At 69.0% G+C, this 16,315-nt stretch carries 19 protein-coding genes; 10 read left to right on the top strand and 9 right to left on the bottom strand.

Annotation, left to right across the window (positions count from 1 at the left end):
* Positions 1-20 precede the first annotated feature (20 nt).
* Positions 21-401 (bottom strand): hypothetical protein, encoded by a 381-nt coding sequence (locus tag Q8Q77_RS17105; RefSeq protein WP_305584870.1) that lies wholly within the window; start codon positions 399-401, stop codon positions 21-23.
* 84 nt (positions 402-485) lie between these two features.
* A complete protein-coding gene (locus Q8Q77_RS17100; protein WP_305584868.1) occupies positions 486-818 on the bottom strand; it encodes a DUF1491 family protein in 333 nt (110 codons plus the stop codon).
* A 141-nt stretch (positions 819-959) separates the two neighbouring features.
* Here Q8Q77_RS17100 and Q8Q77_RS17095 point away from each other — a divergent pair, with 141 nt between their 5' ends.
* Positions 960-1,829, top strand: a complete 870-nt coding sequence (locus Q8Q77_RS17095; RefSeq protein ID WP_305584866.1) for a hypothetical protein — start codon at positions 960-962, stop codon at positions 1,827-1,829.
* Here Q8Q77_RS17095 and Q8Q77_RS17090 read toward each other — a convergent pair.
* Positions 1,826-3,508, bottom strand: a complete 1,683-nt coding sequence (locus tag Q8Q77_RS17090) for a HAMP domain-containing sensor histidine kinase (RefSeq protein ID WP_305584865.1) — start codon at positions 3,506-3,508, stop codon at positions 1,826-1,828. The genes Q8Q77_RS17095 and Q8Q77_RS17090 overlap by 4 nt on opposite strands.
* A gap of 168 nt (positions 3,509-3,676) precedes the next feature.
* Here Q8Q77_RS17090 and Q8Q77_RS17085 point away from each other — a divergent pair, with 168 nt between their 5' ends.
* Both Q8Q77_RS17085 and Q8Q77_RS17080 read left to right on the top strand, forming a co-directional pair.
* Positions 3,677-4,468: a sensor histidine kinase KdpD gene (locus tag Q8Q77_RS17085; RefSeq protein ID WP_305584864.1), complete on the top strand. Its 792-nt coding sequence runs from the start codon at positions 3,677-3,679 to the stop codon at positions 4,466-4,468.
* 45 nt (positions 4,469-4,513) lie between these two features.
* Positions 4,514-4,942, top strand: a complete 429-nt coding sequence (locus Q8Q77_RS17080) for a SufE family protein (protein WP_305584863.1) — start codon at positions 4,514-4,516, stop codon at positions 4,940-4,942.
* Between the two features lies 1 nt (position 4,943).
* Here Q8Q77_RS17080 and Q8Q77_RS17075 read toward each other — a convergent pair whose 3' ends face one another.
* The 4 genes from Q8Q77_RS17075 to Q8Q77_RS17060 form a co-directional block, all read right to left on the bottom strand.
* Entirely contained in the window at positions 4,944-5,432 is a 489-nt protein-coding gene (locus Q8Q77_RS17075) for a PAS domain-containing protein (RefSeq protein ID WP_305584861.1), read from the bottom strand.
* A 203-nt stretch (positions 5,433-5,635) separates the two neighbouring features.
* A complete protein-coding gene (locus Q8Q77_RS17070; protein WP_305584859.1) occupies positions 5,636-6,058 on the bottom strand; it encodes a MucR family transcriptional regulator in 423 nt (140 codons plus the stop codon).
* A 221-nt stretch (positions 6,059-6,279) separates the two neighbouring features.
* Positions 6,280-7,503, bottom strand: coding sequence for a DUF2336 domain-containing protein (locus Q8Q77_RS17065; RefSeq protein WP_305584857.1), 1,224 nt, complete (start codon positions 7,501-7,503; stop codon positions 6,280-6,282).
* Between the two features lie 59 nt (positions 7,504-7,562).
* The gene (locus Q8Q77_RS17060; RefSeq protein ID WP_305584855.1) at positions 7,563-8,447 is read right to left on the bottom strand and encodes a crotonase/enoyl-CoA hydratase family protein; all 885 of its coding nucleotides are present in this window, start codon (positions 8,445-8,447) and stop codon (positions 7,563-7,565) included.
* Positions 8,448-8,586: 139 nt separating this feature from the next.
* Between Q8Q77_RS17060 and Q8Q77_RS17055 the strand changes: the two genes are divergently transcribed.
* On the top strand, positions 8,587-10,125 hold the full coding sequence (locus Q8Q77_RS17055) for an acyl-CoA synthetase (protein ID WP_305584853.1): 1,539 nt from the start codon (positions 8,587-8,589) through the stop codon (positions 10,123-10,125).
* Between the two features lies 1 nt (position 10,126).
* On the opposite strand, the gene Q8Q77_RS17050 is transcribed toward Q8Q77_RS17055, so the two are convergent.
* On the bottom strand, positions 10,127-11,266 hold the full coding sequence (locus Q8Q77_RS17050; RefSeq protein WP_305584851.1) for a serine hydrolase domain-containing protein: 1,140 nt from the start codon (positions 11,264-11,266) through the stop codon (positions 10,127-10,129).
* A 121-nt stretch (positions 11,267-11,387) separates the two neighbouring features.
* On the opposite strand from Q8Q77_RS17050, the gene Q8Q77_RS17045 reads away from it, so the two are divergent.
* From Q8Q77_RS17045 to Q8Q77_RS17020, 6 genes are all read left to right on the top strand, one after another.
* Positions 11,388-11,753 carry a helix-turn-helix transcriptional regulator gene (locus Q8Q77_RS17045; RefSeq protein ID WP_305584850.1) on the top strand — a complete coding sequence of 122 codons (366 nt, stop codon included), beginning with the start codon at positions 11,388-11,390 and terminating at the stop codon, positions 11,751-11,753.
* 68 nt (positions 11,754-11,821) lie between these two features.
* On the top strand, positions 11,822-12,301 hold the full coding sequence (locus Q8Q77_RS17040) for an SRPBCC family protein (protein ID WP_305584849.1): 480 nt from the start codon (positions 11,822-11,824) through the stop codon (positions 12,299-12,301).
* A 20-nt stretch (positions 12,302-12,321) separates the two neighbouring features.
* The gene (locus Q8Q77_RS17035) at positions 12,322-13,038 is read left to right on the top strand and encodes a DNA alkylation repair protein (RefSeq protein WP_305584848.1); all 717 of its coding nucleotides are present in this window, start codon (positions 12,322-12,324) and stop codon (positions 13,036-13,038) included.
* Positions 13,035-13,451 carry a hypothetical protein gene (locus Q8Q77_RS17030; protein WP_305584847.1) on the top strand — a complete coding sequence of 139 codons (417 nt, stop codon included), beginning with the start codon at positions 13,035-13,037 and terminating at the stop codon, positions 13,449-13,451. Before Q8Q77_RS17035 ends, Q8Q77_RS17030 begins: the two co-directional genes overlap by 4 nt.
* Entirely contained in the window at positions 13,448-14,065 is a 618-nt protein-coding gene (locus Q8Q77_RS17025; RefSeq protein WP_305584846.1) for a glutathione S-transferase family protein, read from the top strand. Before Q8Q77_RS17030 ends, Q8Q77_RS17025 begins: the two co-directional genes overlap by 4 nt.
* Positions 14,066-14,266: 201 nt before the next feature.
* Entirely contained in the window at positions 14,267-14,953 is a 687-nt protein-coding gene (locus Q8Q77_RS17020; protein ID WP_305584845.1) for a class I SAM-dependent methyltransferase, read from the top strand.
* Here the strand turns inward: Q8Q77_RS17020 and Q8Q77_RS17015 are convergent.
* A partial coding sequence (locus Q8Q77_RS17015) for an aminoacyl--tRNA ligase-related protein (protein ID WP_305584844.1) occupies positions 14,950-16,315 on the bottom strand: 1,366 nt, incomplete at its 5' end. The two genes, Q8Q77_RS17020 and Q8Q77_RS17015, sit on opposite strands and share 4 nt — an antisense overlap.

The raw sequence follows: 16,315 nt of genomic DNA, 5'->3' as shown, positions 1-16,315 counted from the left end.
TCGGCGGAAAATGGTCTAGGTCAGGCGGCCAGCCGCCGCCAGACCTCCCGATCGGTCGACAGGGTGTCCAGTATCCCTTCGTCCTGGCGGGTGGAGAGCCTGGCCATCACCTCAAAATCGACGGTGGCGTAGCGCAGGACGACCTCCTCGGGGTCGCAGCCATAGCGCGGCGAGACGAACAGCGCCGCGTTGATCGCCGGCGCCTTGGCGATCACAAGGGTCGCCAGCCGCCGCGCGCGGTCGGGCTTGCTGATGTGCAGCAGCGGGTCTTGCGCGAACAGCTCCATGCCGAGCTTGCTCACCGCGTTGAACGGGAGGGACTGGAACCGGCGGCTCGCCATCTTCGGCGACAGCTTCATGCCGCTGAGGTCCAAGACCACGTCGTTCATCAAAAACAGCATTCGGCCGCCGCGTTTCGCCTGGGGGAATGACACCCTGGCGCGCCGAGGCTTTCAGGCCGGTTGAGGAAGGCGGTGAACGGGCCGCTAACCCTGCTCGACCGGCTCGGTCAGGAAGTGACGGCCTTCGCGGTCGTCGATCTCCACCACCCAGATATCCGGGTCGATCCGCGCCGCGCGCTCTATGTAGCGGTCCAGTTCGGGCTCCTGGTCGGAGAGCGAGGGCTGCATCCAGACCCGCTCTCCGTCGCCCCGGGTCGCCTCGGCGTACAGGCGGGTCACGCCCTCGCGGCGGTTAAGCACCTTGACCAGGACGCTGCCGGCCCGCGCGTCGCCCTTGCGTATGAGCGCCGCGAAGCCGCCGCCCAGCTCCGCCCGGCGGATCAGGGCCGCGACCCAGATGTCGGTGGAGAGCATCATCGGCGGTCTTCTTCTCAGGTCTCGATAACGGAACGGAAAGGCCAATCCGCTAGGCTCGCGCCAAGTTCTCGAACCTATACGAGAAAAGCAGGAACCATGACGAGACCGCGCAGAACCGCGCAGCTCGCCGGGTGTGGATGGGTGGGGCTGACGCTGGCGGCGACCTTGGTCGCGCCGGGCGTCGCGACGGCGGGCGCCGTCGACCTCTTCTACGAGCGCACGGTGATGACCGTAGCCGACAGCCGCTGCGGGCTGTTCGAGGGACCCGTCGGCGCCGCCTTGGCCGCCGGCCAGGCCCAAGCGCGCGGCGCCGTGCTGCGCGCCGGGACCGATCGGGCGACGCTCAAGGCCGTCGAGGCCCGCGCCCGCCAGAAGGCCTCCGTGACCCCCTGCGACTCGGAAGACCTGAACATCGCGGCCACCCGCGTGCGCCAGGCCTTCGACGGCTACGCCCAGATGGGGCGCATGACCTATCCCGGCGACCACGCACCCTGGCTCGCCGACCGCGCCAGCGGCGAGGCCGCGCGGTGGCGGCTGCAGCAGCAGGTGAGCTTCGGCTGGAATCGCATGGTGTTCGGCCTGGCCGGCCGCGACGGCGCTAATGCGCTGATGGCCGTGGCGAGCTTTCCCGACGGCCAGGCGCCCTACGCCGCACGGCTGGTGCTGCGCGACGCGAGCGTGACCCTGGGTCCCTATCTCGACAATCGTGGCGAGGCCCTGGGCCGCCTGCCCCTGGCGCGCCGCCTGCCGCCGACGGGCGCCCAGACCGCCTTCAGCGCCGAAGCCCGCAGCTATGCCGGGCGCGACCTGCTGCCCAAGGACCTCAAGTCGGGCTGGGCCTTCCGTTTCCCGGCCAAGGCCGCCGCCGCGGTCGCCGCGCTGGACCCGCGTGAAGCTGTGGCCGTGGAGTTCCTGTTCGCCGATGGTCAAGGCGACAGCGTCCGCCGGGCCTATGTCGAGGTCGGGGACTTCGCCGCCGGCCGCGCTTTCCTGCAAGTCGCCAGCCGCTAGCCGACCGGCTCCGGCGTCCGCGCGGGCGCCGCGGCCTCCAGCAGGACCGGCATCCGGACGATGACCGTGGTCCCCTCCCCCAGTCGGCTCTCGATCGTCATCGCCCCACCGTGCAACTCGGCGAAGGCGCGGACCAGCGAGAGCCCCAGGCCCGTGCCCGCCGCTCGCTGCCCGGCGTCGCCGGCCTGTTCATAGGGCCGCCCGAGCCGCGCCAGGTCCTCGCGGCCGATGCCGACGCCGGTGTCGGCGACGATCACCTCCAGGACGCCGTCCTCAGCGCGTACGGTCACCGTCACCGAGCCGGCGCTGGGCGTGAACTTGAGCGCGTTGGAGATCAGGTTCAGCACGATCTGCTTCAGGGCCCGGCGGTCGGCGACGACGTCCAGGGCGTCCTTGGGCAGCAGGCCGCGCAGATGCACCCCGGCCCGGTCGGCCTGGCCGCGCATCAGCCGCAGCACGCCGGACACCGCGTCGCGGGCGTCGAACTCTTCCCGCGACAGCTCGAAGCGCTCAGCCTCGATCTTCGACATGTCCAGCACGTCGTTGATCAGCTCCAGCAGGTGGGTCCCGGAGTCATGGATCAGTTCGGCATATTCGCCGTAGCGGTCCGACAGCGGTCCGAACAGCCGCTGCTTCATGATGTCGGAGAAGCCCATGATGGCGTTGAGCGGCGTACGCAATTCGTGGCTCATATTCGCCAGGAACCGCGACTTGCCGGCGTTCTGGGCCTCGGCCTCGGTCTTGGCGGCCTCCAACCCGGCCATGCGCTCGCGCTCGGGCCGGCCGTCGCGCAGGGCGCCGACCGCACGGCCGTCCCAGGTGCGGCGCAGAGTGAGCGCCAGCCAACCATCCTCAATCCCGTCAGGCGTGAAGGCGATCTCCGCCGCGCCCTCGGCCAGGGCGCGCTTCAGCGCCGAAGCCAGGCGCGGACGATCCTGAGGCGCGGCCAGGTCGAGCAGCAGGCCGCCGGGCGCCGCCCCCGCGACGAGGCCGGAGGGCGAGGGTCCCCAGACCGCGGTCAATCGGCCCTCGGGATGGACGCCCAGAAGTTGGTGCGGCTGCTCCTCCAGCGCCTGCCGCAGCCGCATCTCCTGTCGGTCGCGGCGCACGGCCTCCTGGTCGGCCTGGCGGCTCAGGGCCACGAGGCCGACCCCGAACCCGAGGGCCGCGGCCGTGAGGCCGATCAGAGCCAGGCCTTGGGCCAGGTCGGGAACCGGCGGCGGGATGTCCAGCCTGAAACCCGCCAGCGCCGTCGCCCCGACCGCGGCGAGCGAAGTCGCCGCGCCCAGCGCCAGCGCCTTGCCGCGTCCCACCGCCAGGGCCGCGGCCATCGGCGCCAGCAGCCAGGCAGCGAGCGGACCCGTGACACCGCCGGTCATTGTCGCGGCGAGCGCGGCGCAGACGCCCCAGGCCGCGACCAGGCCCGCCCGCGCCCCGGATCCGTGAGCGCGCTTGAGGAACAGGCCGACCGTGGCGGGGGCGGCCCCGACCGCCAGCGCCGTCAGGGCGCGCTCAGTGGGCGAAAGGCCGGCCGCGGCCACGAACGCCGCACCCAGGACGACCACGGCCAGCCAGCCGGCGGACCACCAGACAGCCTCACGGTCGCGCGCCGGACGCCGCCGGGTCGCCGCCTTGGATCTCGTGGGGGCGGACGGGCCTTCGACCACGGTGCTGCGCAATGCCTCTCGAAACGAAGACGGGGTATGACACTACCCGCCCGCTTGAGTCCCCGCGAGGGCGCTCGCGCGGCGCGCGACCAGGCAAATGCATGATCTTCCACAGAAACGAATTCGTAAGCGCGTGGGGCTAGGGTTTTCGTGTCAAGCCTTCGAGGCGTTCGGTTTCCCATGGCCCAGGCGGCTTTCCTTCCGCAAGACCCCGACGAACCGCACGCGACCGCGCCCGAACCCGCGCGCCTCAGTCCCCGCGCCCGTCGCGAAGCCGCCCTTGACGAGACCAAGCGATCCTTCCTGCGAATGGTCAGCCACGAGCTACGCACGCCGCTGAACTCGATCCTGGGCTTCTCCGAGATCATCGCCGCGGAGCTGTACGGCCCGCTGGGCGCGCCGCAGTACAAGGAATATGCGGGGATAATCCGCACCAGCGGCAACCGCCTCCTGAAGCTGGTCAACCAAATCCTTGAGATCGCGCGGCTGGAAGGCCGGGCCATGGACATGGACCTGCGGCCCGAGGCCCTCGACCACGCCCTGGACGACGTGCTGGACGGCCTGCGCGAGGACATCGCCACGCGGCGCACGACGATCATGGTGGAGGGTCAGGGCGCGCTGCCCGCCGTCATCGCCGACGCGCGCGGCCTGCGCAACGTGCTCACCAACCTCATTCAGAACGCCGTGACCTTCGGGCCGGAGGACGCCACGGTGCGGATCCACGCCTCCAGCCATGACGGCGAGGTGGAGATCCAGATCATCGACCAGGGGCCGGGTGTCGAACCCGCCGACCTCCCTCGCCTGCTCCAGCCCTTCGAGCAGGGCGAGAACGCCTTGACGCGCCGCAGCGAAGGCGCGGGCCTCGGCCTGCCGATCGTCAACCTGCTGTGCCTGGCGATGAACGGTCGGCTGAGGCTGCACTCGGAGCCCGGACGAGGCTTGACCGCGACCGTTCGGCTGCCCGCGGCCTGAACGCCGGTTGCGCCCGCCGCCCGCGATCCCTAAGTCGCCGGTGACATGACAGACATCGATCACGACCTTGAAGAGCTCGCCCAGGAATTCGAGCTGCTGGGCGATTGGGAAGAGCGCTATCGCTACGTGATCGACCTTGGCCGTGAATTGGCCCCGCTCACCGACGCCGAGCGCAACGACGCCAACAAAGTGCGCGGCTGCGCCAGCCAGGTCTGGCTGGTGACCCAGCCCCAGGAGGACGGCACGGTCGACTTCCGCGGCGATTCCGACGCTCACATCGTGCGCGGCCTGATCGCGGTGCTGCTGCGGCTGTATTCCGGGCGTCCGCCCGAGGCGATCCTGGCCTTCGACGCCAAGGCGGCGTTCGACAAGCTGGGGCTCAGCGGCCACCTCTCCGCGCAAAGGTCGAACGGCCTGGCCTCGATGGTGGGGCGCGTGCGCCGCGACGCCGAGGCCTTAGCGGCAGCGGCTTAGGCTAAGCCGCGCGGATTCCGCTGATGGTGTCGCCCTGGACCCCGACCACGGCGTCGTAGCCCATGATCATGTCGACATCCTTGCCGTTGGTGGCCAGCGGCAGGCGCAGCCACAGGATCGACAGGTGCGCCGCGCCGCGCCAGGCGAGGTTGTGCACCCCCACCGCCGGACGGCGGTCCTCGACCAGTTTGGTCAGTTCTGTGCGCCAGTATTCCGCGGCCGCTGAGTTGTAGACCTCGGTCAGGCTGCGGCCGGTGATCTCGCGGCCATAGACGCTGTAGAGGCCGGTGCCGGCCAGCCGCAGGCGGAAGTCCAACGGGTCGCGGCGTACGTCGATCAGGCTGACCGTCGGCAGCAGGCGCTTGAAGTCCTCGGGCCGGATATCGCCGCGGCCAGGCAGGTGCGGCCCATGGCGCAGCCCCGACCAATAGGCATAGAGTTCTTCATGTGCGCGGGCGGCCGCCGCGGAAGCTCCGATCTGTGCGGCCATATTCAGATTCCTTAACAACCCCTTGGAATCACGACGAATCACTTATCGCCCGCCCGGCGATTCTGCGGCAAGCGGAAAACGGGGGGTGCGACGAGAAATCAGGCCAAAAGGTGGCGAAGCGCCGCCGTAGAGATCCCGTCGCACAAATGAAAACGCCCGCCGAAGGGCGGGCGTTTCCGAAGAGTTGGGAATATTTTGGAGGCCTACTTGGTCCGCTTGCGCGGCGCCTGACGGCCGCCTTGGCCCAGGCCCATCTGCTTGGCCAGGTCCGAGCGCGCCTTGGCGTAGTTCGGCGCGACCATCGGATAGTCCTTCGGCAGGCCCCACTTGGCCCGGTATTCTTCGGGGCTCATATTGTACTTCGTGCGAAGGTGGCGCTTCAGCGACTTGAACTTCCGACCATCCTCAAGGCAAACGAGGTGGTCCGGGGTGATGGAGCGGCGCACCGGCACCGCAGGTTCCTTCGGGGCGGCTTCCTGAACATCCGATCCCGAGGATATCCCCGCGAGGGCGCGGTGGACACTCTGGATTAGATTGGGAAGATCGGCCGCCGCGACCGAATTGTTCCCGACGTAAGCGGATACAATATCCGCCGCCATCTCAATGACTTCCGATTTCTCGTCCATATTTCTCGGTTCCGTGAGTGCGTTGCACAATTTGGGGGATGACTGATTCACGACATCAGTTGAGCCGTGAATATATCGGTCTTGGCGCAAGCACAAGGCTGGAACTCAGTTGACCGGCTAAACGAACACGTTCTCTGTCTTCACAGAACTGCTGCGCCGCACCGAACGGTTGCAAGCGCAACCACGGAGATGTCACTCGCTCATTGCGCGAATTGACAAGATCAGCGGCCAAATTCCTTTGAAAGCGCCAGCATCGCCGCCCTTTGGGGCGCCGAGTATTCGTCGACACCGTCTTCATCACCGTCGCGGATCGCCCGCAACAGCGCCGGCGTGAGGGCCGAGGTCAGCGACCAGTTCCAGTAGCGCAGCACGGTTTGCGCCCGGTCGACCGCGATCATGTCGTAGGTGGTCATCACCCGATCCAGCGCCTGCGACAATGCGCCGCTGTCTTCGATCTCGGGCCTTTTGAGGCCTCGCCACAGGGCGCGGAGAGCCTGGCGCGGCAAGCCCGTGGCCTTGCACAGGATCGCCAGCGGCTCCCCACCCGGATCGGTGAAAATCTTGGCGCCGGTCATGGGCTTGAGGCCCGAGAGATAGGAGATCTCCTCGGCGATCTCACGGGTCAGGCCGTCCTGGGCGGCCGAGACGGCGGCCTCGAGGCTGTCGAACGGGCTCTTGTCGATGGCCGCGCGATTGCGCTGGCGCCGTTCGATGAACTGCAGGGCCTTGCGCGACAGGGGATCCTGCCAGCCCTCCGCGGCGGCCAGGGCGAAGATGTCGCCCGTCGCCTCCTGCAGCACCTCGCGGCTGACCGCGAACCGCTGGAGGATCGTGCGGCGGGTCTCGGCGTCGGCCCACCAGAACATCACATAGGCATGGGCCGGCCGCAGCTCGGACCGGCGCAGCAGCGCCGCGGTGAGGCGCGAGTCGCCACGGGTCAGGGCCACGATCGCCTCCATCGCGCCGTTGGACAGCCGCGCCAGATCGTTCTTCAGCAGGCATTCGATGACGATGATCTCGCCGAACTCGATCAGGACGTCGCAGACCACCTCGTTGACGCCGCGGCGCAGCGCCACCAGCCGCCGGTGTTCGAGGTCAGTCAGGCGCACGCAGTCCAGCAGGTCGGCGTCCGATAGCGACGGGCACTCGACCAGCAGCTCCTCGGCGATATCCACATGGTCGCGCAGCAGCAGGCGCACCAGGCTGGCGGGGATTTCGGTGAGGGTGGCCAAGCGTCGCGCCACCTTCTTGCGCTCGTCCGGCTCGGCCTCGCGCAGCATGTCGACCAGCAGGTCGGCGGTCATGGAGCGCTCGAAGGCGTTCACCCGCGAGCTCGGCAGGCAGACCACGTCGGCCATCCGCTTGAGCAGGGCTCCGCGCGCGCGGAAGACCTGCGCGGCGGCGGGCGCGGAATCGTGATCGGACGAGGGGGCGGCTTGGTTCATTGGGCGATCCGCCGACGAATCGAACGCGATGGAACCATAGCCTGCTTAACCGGCCGTGATCAGCGGAACTGCGGCGGCTCCCAGTCAGGCCAAATATCCGGCAGATCGGCGGAAACCGTGTTCGGGAAGGCTGGCGGCCGCTTCTCGAGGAACGACATCACCCCCTCGCGGGCGTCGGCCATGGCGCCGCGGGCCTGGATGCCGCGGCTGTCGGCGCGGTGCGCCTCCATGGGATGGGACGCGCCGGCCATGCGCCAGATCAGTTGGCGGGTGATGGCGATGGAGACCGGGGCGGTGTTCTCGGCGATCTCGCGGGCCAGGGCCTTGGCGGCGGGCAGCAGGTCCTCGGGCGCGTGCAGGGATCGCACGAGGCCCCGGTCCAGCGCCTCCTGGGCTGGGAAGACACGGCCGGTGTAGCACCACTCCAACGCGGTCTGGACGCCCACGAGCTTGGGCAGGAACCAGGACGAGGCGGCCTCCGGATTGAGCCCGCGGCGCGCGAAGACCAGGCCGAACCGCGCCTCGGTCGAGGCCATGCGGATGTCCATAGCCAGCTGCATGGTCACCCCGATGCCCACCGCCGGTCCGTTGACCGCGGCGATCACCGGCTTGAGGCTCTCATAGATGCGCAGGGTCACCAGGCCGCCGCCGTCGCGCTGCAGGCCTTCGCGGGTGCGGGCGGCCTTGTCCTCACCGCCCCGGGCCTCATAGTCGAAGGTCTGGGCGCCGGCCGAGAGATCGGCGCCGGCGCAGAAGCCGCGACCGGCCCCGGTGACGATCACCGCCTTGATGGCGTCATCGCCGTCGGTGACGTCGAAGGCCGCGATCATGTCCTTCATCATCTGGGTGTTGAAGGCGTTCAGCTTCTCGGGACGGTTGAGCGTCATGACGGCGACGCCGTCCTCGACCTCGAGCGTCAGGGTTTCGAATGTCGGCGCGGCCATCGCGGTCTCCCTCGCGTTTTGTGCATTTCGCCCCGCTTGACGGACGGTCCGTCAAGCGCCGCATATTCGACTGAACAACGATAAGTTTGGGAGGACGGTCGAGGCGCCCCGCGCCCTGGACCGCCGCGAGGAAGAACACATGCATCCGGCCACGCACGCCAAGACCCACCCCGATCGCGCCGCCTACGTCATGTCCGGGTCCGGCGAGACTGTGACCTACAAGGAGCTGGACGAGCGGTCCAACCAGGGCGCGCACCTGTTCCGGTCGATGGGCCTGAAGACCGGCGACGTCATCGCCATCCTGATGGACAACCACCCGCGGTTCTTCGAGATCGCCTGGGCCGCCCAGCGCGCGGGCCTCTATTTCTGCTGCGTCTCGTCCAAGCTGACCTCGGGCGAGGTCGAGTACATCATGGGCGACTGCGAGGCGAAGGTGCTGATCACGTCCTCAGGCGTGGGGCCCGTGATCGACGAGATGCCGGCCCTGCTGCCCGGGGTGGAGCTCTACATGGTCGGTGACGCCCGTCCGCCCTATGCGAGCTTCGAGGCCGCGCGCGCGCCGATGCCGACCACGCCTATCGCCGACGAGAGCGCCGGCGCCGACATGCTCTATTCGTCGGGCACCACCGGCCGGCCGAAGGGCATCAAGCCCCCGCTGACCGGCGCGCCCATCGACGCCCCCAGTCCCCTGGCGATGATGGCCCAGGGCCTGTTCGGGTTCCGCGAAGACAGCATCTACCTGTCCCCGGCCCCGCTCTATCACGCCGCGCCGTTGCGCTGGTGCATGAGCGTCCAGCGCCTGGGCGGCACGGTGGTGCAGATGGAGAAGTTCGATCCCGAGGACGCCCTGCGCCTGATCGAGAAGCACAGGATCGACGTCGGCCAGTTCGTGCCCACCCACTTCGTCCGGATGCTGAAGCTGCCGCCCGAGACCCGCGCCAAGTACGACGTCTCCTCCATGCGCTCGGCCGTCCACGCCGCGGCCCCCTGCCCCATCCCGGTGAAGGAGCAGATGATGGCCTGGTGGGGCCCGGTGATCCACGAGTACTACGCCGGCAGCGAGGGCAACGGTTTCTGCTACATCGGCCCGCACGACTGGCTGACCCACAAGGGCTCGGTGGGCAAGGCCACGACCGCCGAGCTGCACATCGTCGGCGAGGATGGTGAGGAGGTCCCGCCGCGCGCCGAGGGCACGGTCTATTTCGGCGGCGGCGCGCCGCTGGTCTATCACAACGCTCCTGAGAAGATCGCCGAGAACACCAACAAGTACGGCTGGACGACGCTGGGCGACGTGGGCTGGGTCGACGAGGAGGGCTTCCTCTACCTCACCGACCGCAAGAGCTTCATGATCATCTCCGGCGGGGTGAACATCTATCCGCAGGAGATCGAGAACCTGCTGATCACCCATCCCAAGGTCGCTGACGCCGCCGTGGTCGGCGCCCCCGACGAGGAGATGGGCGAGAAGGTGGTGGCCGTGATCCAGCCCGCCGACTGGGCCGGCGCCGGCGAGGACCTGAAGGCCGAACTCGCCGCCTATTGCCGCGCCAACCTCAGCCACGTGAAATCGCCGCGCCTGTTCGAGTTCATGCAGGAGCTGCCGCGCCACCCGACCGGAAAGCTCTACAAGCGCCTGATCCGGGACGCCTATTGGGGCAAGGAAGGCTCGAAGATCGTCTGATCTAAGTCGCCAGCGCGCCCCAGACCGCCATCGCCATACCCATGGCGCGCATGTCGCCCGTTGTGGTGCCGGCCATCTTGTTCATCGCGTAGCCGATGGTCGTGCGCGCATCCATGTCGATGATGATCAACGAGCCGCCGTAGCCGCCCCAGAATATCGAGTTCGGATTGGGCAACGGCACGGTCGCGCCGGGCAGGCCGAAACCCAGCCCGAACCGCGCCGGTCCGCCCAGGATCAGGTCGGTCCCCTCGATCTGCAGCTCCAGGGCCTTGCGGCACCCGGCCTCCGACAGCAGCCGTTTGCCCTTCGCCACCCCGCCATTGGCCAGCAGCACATGGATCTCGGCCACCGAGCGGGCGTTGCCGTGCCCGCCCGCGGCCGGGATCTCGGCCGCGCGCCAGGCGCGGGTGCGGGTCTCCCGGGGGTCGATACCCGGATTGCGGGACATGTTGGCCACCAGCGGCGACTGCTCCCCGTCACCGATCGCCCCGCCCGGCGGCGGAGGGATCAGGTCGGCGACCCTGCCGTCTTCCGAGGCCGGCAGGCCGATGTGAAAGTCCGCGCCCAGCGGCTCGGCGATCTCCTGGCGGAACACCGTGCCCAGCGACTTGCCGGTGATGCGACGCACCACCTCGCCGACCAGGAAGCCCTGGGTTAGCGCGTGATAGCCGCTCCGGGTCCCAGGCTCCCAATAGGGCGCCTGGGCGGCCAGCAGGGACGTGACCTTCTCCCAGTCATAGACGTCCTCGACGGTGATCGGCTCCTTCCAGCCCGACAGCCCCGCGGCGTGACTCATAAGGTGGCTGACCTTGACCCGTTCCTTCCCTGCCGCGGCGAACTCGGGCCAGTACCGGGCCACCGGTGCGTCGAAATCGAGCTCGCCCCGGTCGGCCAGCAGCAGGGCGGTCAGGGCCGTCATGGTCTTGGTGGTCGAATAGACGTTGACGATGGTGTCGGCTTCCCAGGGCCTCGTCCTGGCCTCGTCGGCCCAGCCGCCCCAGAGGTCGACGATGGTCTCGCCCTCCAGTGTGGCGCAGAACGAGGCGCCCAGGTCGGCGCCCGTGGCCAGGTTGGCCGCGAAGGCCTCACGCGCGCCCGCGAACCTGTCATGCGCGAAGCCGCCCACCGAACCGTCCGCCATCGCCTGTCCTCCCGCCCATTTCCGGCGAGCCTAACTCAATGAGCAGCGCCGGCGCGAGCCCGCTTGACTCAACCGCGCATCTAATTGATAACCACTTAGTTCTATAACTAATAGGTAATTCATGAGTTACGCTGACCGCCTTGACGCCACCTTCGCGGCTCTCGCGGACCCCACCCGGCGGGCGATCCTGGCGCGGCTGGTCGCGGGGGAGGCCTCGGTGACGGAGCTGGCCGAGCCGTTCGCCATGAGCCAGCCGGCGATCTCCAAGCACCTGAAGGTGCTGGAGCGCGCGGGGCTGATCTCGCGGGGCCGCGACGCCCAGCGCCGGCCTTGCCGGATCGAGGCGCAGGCCCTGGCTGGCGTGAACGACTGGCTGGAGCGCTACCGGCAGGTCTGGGACGCCAACTTCCAGCGCCTGGACAACCTGCTGGACGAACTGAAGGCGCAGGAGGGCCTGCCCGTGACCCGCCGCCGCCACGATAGCTGAGGCCCCCTGTCGGATCGCGCCGGACCGGTTCGTCCTTCGGACGAAAAGCAGACGAAAGGACGAACACCGTGACTATAGAAAAGACACTGGAGATCACGGCGCCGGGCGATCGGGAGATCGTCGTCGTCCGCGACTTCGACGCGCCGCGCCGCCTGGTGTTCGACTGCATGAGCAAGCCGGAGCTGGTCCGCCGCTGGCTGCTGGGGCCGCCGGGCTGGACCATGCCGGTCTGCGAGATCGATTTCAGGGAGGGCGGCCGCTACCGCTATGTCTGGAGCCGCGCGAACGGCGAGGAGATGGGCATGGGCGGGGTCCATCGCGAGATCGTCACGCCCGAACGGGTCGTGGCCACCCAGCTCTTCGAGGGCGCGGAGCCGGCCGACGAGTCGGTAGTCACCAGCCTGCTCGCCGAACGGGACGGCCGCACGACGCTCACCACCATCGTGCTCTACGCCTCCAAGGCCAGCCGCGATGGGATGCTGGCCACCGACATGGCCGCGGGCATGGAGGCGGGCTACGCCCGGCTCGACGCCCTGCTGGCGCAATAGCCGGGCAAGGGCGCGCGTCCATGGCCACGCTGGAGGACGAGGTGGCCGCCGCGCTGGAGGCGCTGCGGGCCAGGGCCACCAACCACGACCGTGAGAACATGGCCCGCTTCGGCATCGAGGCGCCCAAGGCCTTCGGCGTCTCGATGGCCAATATGCAGAAGATCGCCAAGACCATCGGGCGGCGGCACGATCTTGCCGAGGCCCTGTGGCTCACCGGCTGGTACGAGGCCCGCATGCTGGCCAGCCTGATCGACGATCCGGCCCAGGTGACGCCGGAGCAGATGGACCGCTGGTGCACCGACTTCGACAACTGGGGAATCGTCGACACGGTTTGTTTCAAGCTGTTCGACCAGGTCGACGGCGCCTTCGACAGGGTCGCGCCTTGGGCCGATCGCGACGACGAGTTCCAGAAACGCGCGGCCTTCGCCCTGCTGGCCTGCCTGGCCCTGCACGGCAAGGGCGGCGGCGACCAGCCGTTCCTGGAGGGCCTAGCGCTGATCGAGCGCGAAGCCGCGGACGACCGGAACTTCGTCAAGAAGGGCGTCAACTGGGCCCTGCGCGCCATCGGCGGCAAGGCGAGCCCGGTGCTGAAGGCTGCCGCCCTGGACACCGCGCGGCGCCTGGGGGCCTCGACCGACCCCGCCGCGCGCTGGTGCGGCAAGGACGCGCTTCGCCAACTCTCCAAGCCCCCAAAACCCCGGCGGACGACGCCGGCCAAGACAGAGGAACTCCCATGACAGTCGACGTCGCGTCTCCTCCCCGCCGGATCGGGCGAAGCATCCTCGCCGTGCTGGCCGGCTTCGCCACCGTGGTGGTCCTGTCGACCGCCACCGACGCCGTGCTCCACGCGCTGAAGGTCTATCCGGCCAACGGCGAGCCGATGTATGACCCCGGCCTGAACGCCCTGGCCCTGGCCTATCGCTGCGTCTTCACCGTGCTCGGCGGCTATGTTTGCGCCAGGCTCGCGCCCAGCCTGCCCCTGCGCCACGCCTTCATCCTTGGCGTCATCGGCCTGGCCGCCGGCACGCTCGGGGTGGTCGCCACCTGGAACATGGACCTCGGCCCGCGCTGGTACCCGATCGCGCTGGCCGTCACCGGCCTGCCGCTCACCTGGCTCGGCGGCTTCCTGCGCGTGCGGAGCGGCAAATGATCAAGGTCTACAACTTCGCCCGCGGCGCGCGGGGCCTGCGGGTCTTCTGGCAATGTGAGGAGATGGGCCTGCCCTACGAGGTGAAGGTCCTCCCCTTCCCGTTCCCCGACGACTACCAGGCGCTCAACCCGGCCGGGGGCGTGCCGTTCCTGGAGGACGAGGGCGGGGTCGCGATCAACGAGTCCGTCGCCATCATGCTCTACCTGGCTGAGCGCTATGGCCCCACGCCGCTGCTGCCGGGCAAGGATGATCCGTCTGCCCTGGCCCGGGTGCTGCAGATGACCGTCCTGACCGAGGCCACCCTTGGGGGAAGCATGAACACCCTGATGGCCGCGCACTTCGTCGCGCCCGAGGCCGATAAGCGCAACTGGTCGGTGCTCGGCCTCGAGGACCGCATGGCCCACGCGCTCGGTTACGTCTCCGACGTCCTCGGCGACCAGCCCTATCTCGCGGGCGACACCTTCAGCCTGGCCGACATCGCGGTCAGCACCGCGCTCGGCATCTGGCGCGGCGCGCTGAACGGGACGATCCCCGACCGGCTCGTCGCCTATCGCGAGCGCCTGGCGGAGCGACCGGCTTATCAGCGCGCGCAGGCACGCTCGACCGGCGGCTAGGAGGCCTCGCGCTTCCCGCGGGTTCGGTCTAGGCTTCACCTTGTGAGCCCGCTGAACGCCCTCGTCCGCAACGTAGTCCCGCCCTGCTGGGACCCGCGGACGCTTGCGCCTTGAGCTAGGCCCGAGAACACAGCCGGTCCCCGCCCCGCGCGGATGGACACCGGCCCGTTTCCTCCATCAGCGCCTTCGATGGAGAGAGATATGGAACATCGCGACTGGGTCTATGACGATCTGCGACAGGTCGGGCTCGATTTCGAGGACGAGCGCGAGGTCGAGACCTATGACGCCCGCCAGGGCGGTTCGGCCGTAAAGGACGCCGCCCTGCTCGAACGACTTGGCGTGGGCGCCGGGACCGCAATGGCCGACATCGGGTGCGGCACGGGAATCATGGCCTGCCAAGCCGCCGCCATGGGCGCCCGGGTTCAGGCCGTTGACGTCTCGGCGGCGATGCTGCGCGCCGTCGCGCGGCGGGCCGACCATGCCGGCGTCGCCTTGGACCGACGGCACGCGGGCTTCCTGACCTTCGAGGCGACCGATCTCGACCTTGTGACCAGCAAGTTCGCGCTGCACCACCTCCCGGACTTCTGGAAGGCCGCGGCCCTGGTGCGGATCCACGACGCCCTGAAGCCAGGCGGACGGCTTTATCTCGAGGACGTGGTCTTCAACTGCGCGCCGGCGGCCGTCGCAGGGACCGTGGAGGTCTGGATCGGCTACATGACGGCGCAAACCGGCTACACGCGCGAAGACGTCGCCTGTCACGTGCGCGACGAGCACTCCACCTTCGGCTGGATCATGGAGCGCCTGATCACCGAGGCCGGGTTCACCCTGCTGCAGGCCAGTTACGAAGAGCCGGTCTACGCGACCTACCTGGCCGAGCGGCCGGCCTAGTACGCCCGCCCGATCAGGATCTCCTCGACGCCCGGCGCGCCGGTGAAGATGCAGGGGCCGAAGGTCGCGGGCTGATCCATCGGCGCGTTGCGCAGGGTCAGCTTGAAGGCCTTCAGCTTCTGCACCACAGCTTCCAGCTCGTCGCCGCTGGGCCGCGACCAGGACGCGCGGATCCAGCCGCGGAAGGGGCTCGCCTCCTCGTCCTCGTCGGCCACTTGGCCGAAGTGCTCGGCCACCTGGTCGAAGGTGGTCAGGTCGGTGACGATGTTGGCGTCGAGCCTGGCCTTGGCCTCCTCGAACAGGGTCTGTTGGATCGCCGCCAGCAGGCCGGGCGCCGCGGTGACGAAGTCGTCGCGGCTCATGGCCTGGCTCTTCACCCGGTCGCCGTCGCGCAGGTCGTCGCGGCGCATGAAGGTCACCTGACCGCCGGCGGCGTCGCGCGGGCCGAGCTCCACGATGATCGGCGCGCCGCGGCGCACCCAGTTCCAGCGCTTGTCGGCCGACTTCTGGTCCTTGACGTCCAGCAGGGCGCGGATCGGCTCGCCCAGGGCGAACTGCTGCTCCAGGTCCTTCACCAGCGCCTGGCCATAGGCCAGGACCTCGGCGTCCTCGGGCTTACCGCGCAGCATGGGCACCACCACCACCTGGCGCGGTGCGACGGCCGGCGGCAGGCGCAGGCCGTCATCGTCGCCATGGGTCATGATCAGTCCGCCGATCAGGCGGGTCGAGGTGCCCCAGCTGGAGGTGTGGCAGAACTCCAGCTCCCCGGCGTCGCCCTGGTAGCGAATGTTCTGGGCGCGGGCGAAACTGGTCCCCAGATAGTGCGAGGTCCCGGCCTGCAGGGCCTTGCCGTCCTGCATCATGGCCTCGATGGAGAAGGTGTTGTCGGCCCCGGGGAAGCGCTCGTTCTCCGGCTTCTCGCCGGCGATGACCGGCACGGCCAGCACGGTCTCGGAGAACTCGCGGTACATCTCCAGCGCTTCCAGCGTGGACTTCAGCGCGTCCTCGCGGCTGGCATGGGCAGTGTGGCCCTCCTGCCAGAGAAATTCGGAGGTCCGCAGGAACAGCCGCGTGCGCATCTCCCAGCGGACCACATTGGCCCACTGGTTGATCTTCATGGGCAGGTCTCGGTGGCTCTTGATCCAGCGCGAGAAGGCGTCGCCGATGATGGTCTCGGAGGTGGGACGCACGATCAGCGGCTCATCGAGCTTGGCGTCCGGGTCGGGCTGCAGCTTGCCGTCGATCAGCTTCAGCCGGTGGTGGGTGACCACCGCCATCTCCTTGGCGAAGCCCTCCACGTGCTCGGCCTCCTTGGCGAAGAAGCCCAGGGGGATGAACAGCGGGAAGTAGCAGTTGTCGACG

The organism is Phenylobacterium sp. (genome assembly GCF_030698145.1).
Taxonomy (GTDB): Bacteria; Pseudomonadota; Alphaproteobacteria; order Caulobacterales; family Caulobacteraceae; genus Phenylobacterium.
This window is presented reverse-complemented; position numbering and strand designations above follow the sequence as displayed.

Excerpts from the sequence above, each read along its gene's own strand:
- Q8Q77_RS17030 (WP_305584847.1), top strand. The coding sequence starts at position 13,035 with ATGACAGTCGACGTCGCGTCTCCTCCCCGCCGGATCGGGCGAAGCATC.
- Q8Q77_RS17055 (WP_305584853.1), top strand. The coding sequence starts at position 8,587 with ATGCATCCGGCCACGCACGCCAAGACCCACCCCGATCGCGCCGCCTAC.
- Q8Q77_RS17075 (WP_305584861.1), bottom strand. The coding sequence starts at position 5,432 with ATGGCCGCACAGATCGGAGCTTCCGCGGCGGCCGCCCGCGCACATGAA.
- Q8Q77_RS17070 (WP_305584859.1), bottom strand. The coding sequence starts at position 6,058 with ATGGACGAGAAATCGGAAGTCATTGAGATGGCGGCGGATATTGTATCC.
- Q8Q77_RS17045 (WP_305584850.1), top strand. The coding sequence starts at position 11,388 with ATGAGTTACGCTGACCGCCTTGACGCCACCTTCGCGGCTCTCGCGGAC.
- Q8Q77_RS17080 (WP_305584863.1), top strand. The coding sequence starts at position 4,514 with ATGACAGACATCGATCACGACCTTGAAGAGCTCGCCCAGGAATTCGAG.
- Q8Q77_RS17060 (WP_305584855.1), bottom strand. The coding sequence starts at position 8,447 with ATGGCCGCGCCGACATTCGAAACCCTGACGCTCGAGGTCGAGGACGGC.
- Q8Q77_RS17085 (WP_305584864.1), top strand. The coding sequence starts at position 3,677 with ATGGCCCAGGCGGCTTTCCTTCCGCAAGACCCCGACGAACCGCACGCG.
- Q8Q77_RS17065 (WP_305584857.1), bottom strand. The coding sequence starts at position 7,503 with ATGAACCAAGCCGCCCCCTCGTCCGATCACGATTCCGCGCCCGCCGCC.
- Q8Q77_RS17020 (WP_305584845.1), top strand. The coding sequence starts at position 14,267 with ATGGAACATCGCGACTGGGTCTATGACGATCTGCGACAGGTCGGGCTC.
- Q8Q77_RS17035 (WP_305584848.1), top strand. The coding sequence starts at position 12,322 with ATGGCCACGCTGGAGGACGAGGTGGCCGCCGCGCTGGAGGCGCTGCGG.
- Q8Q77_RS17105 (WP_305584870.1), bottom strand. The coding sequence starts at position 401 with ATGCTGTTTTTGATGAACGACGTGGTCTTGGACCTCAGCGGCATGAAG.
- Q8Q77_RS17025 (WP_305584846.1), top strand. The coding sequence starts at position 13,448 with ATGATCAAGGTCTACAACTTCGCCCGCGGCGCGCGGGGCCTGCGGGTC.
- Q8Q77_RS17050 (WP_305584851.1), bottom strand. The coding sequence starts at position 11,266 with ATGGCGGACGGTTCGGTGGGCGGCTTCGCGCATGACAGGTTCGCGGGC.
- Q8Q77_RS17100 (WP_305584868.1), bottom strand. The coding sequence starts at position 818 with ATGATGCTCTCCACCGACATCTGGGTCGCGGCCCTGATCCGCCGGGCG.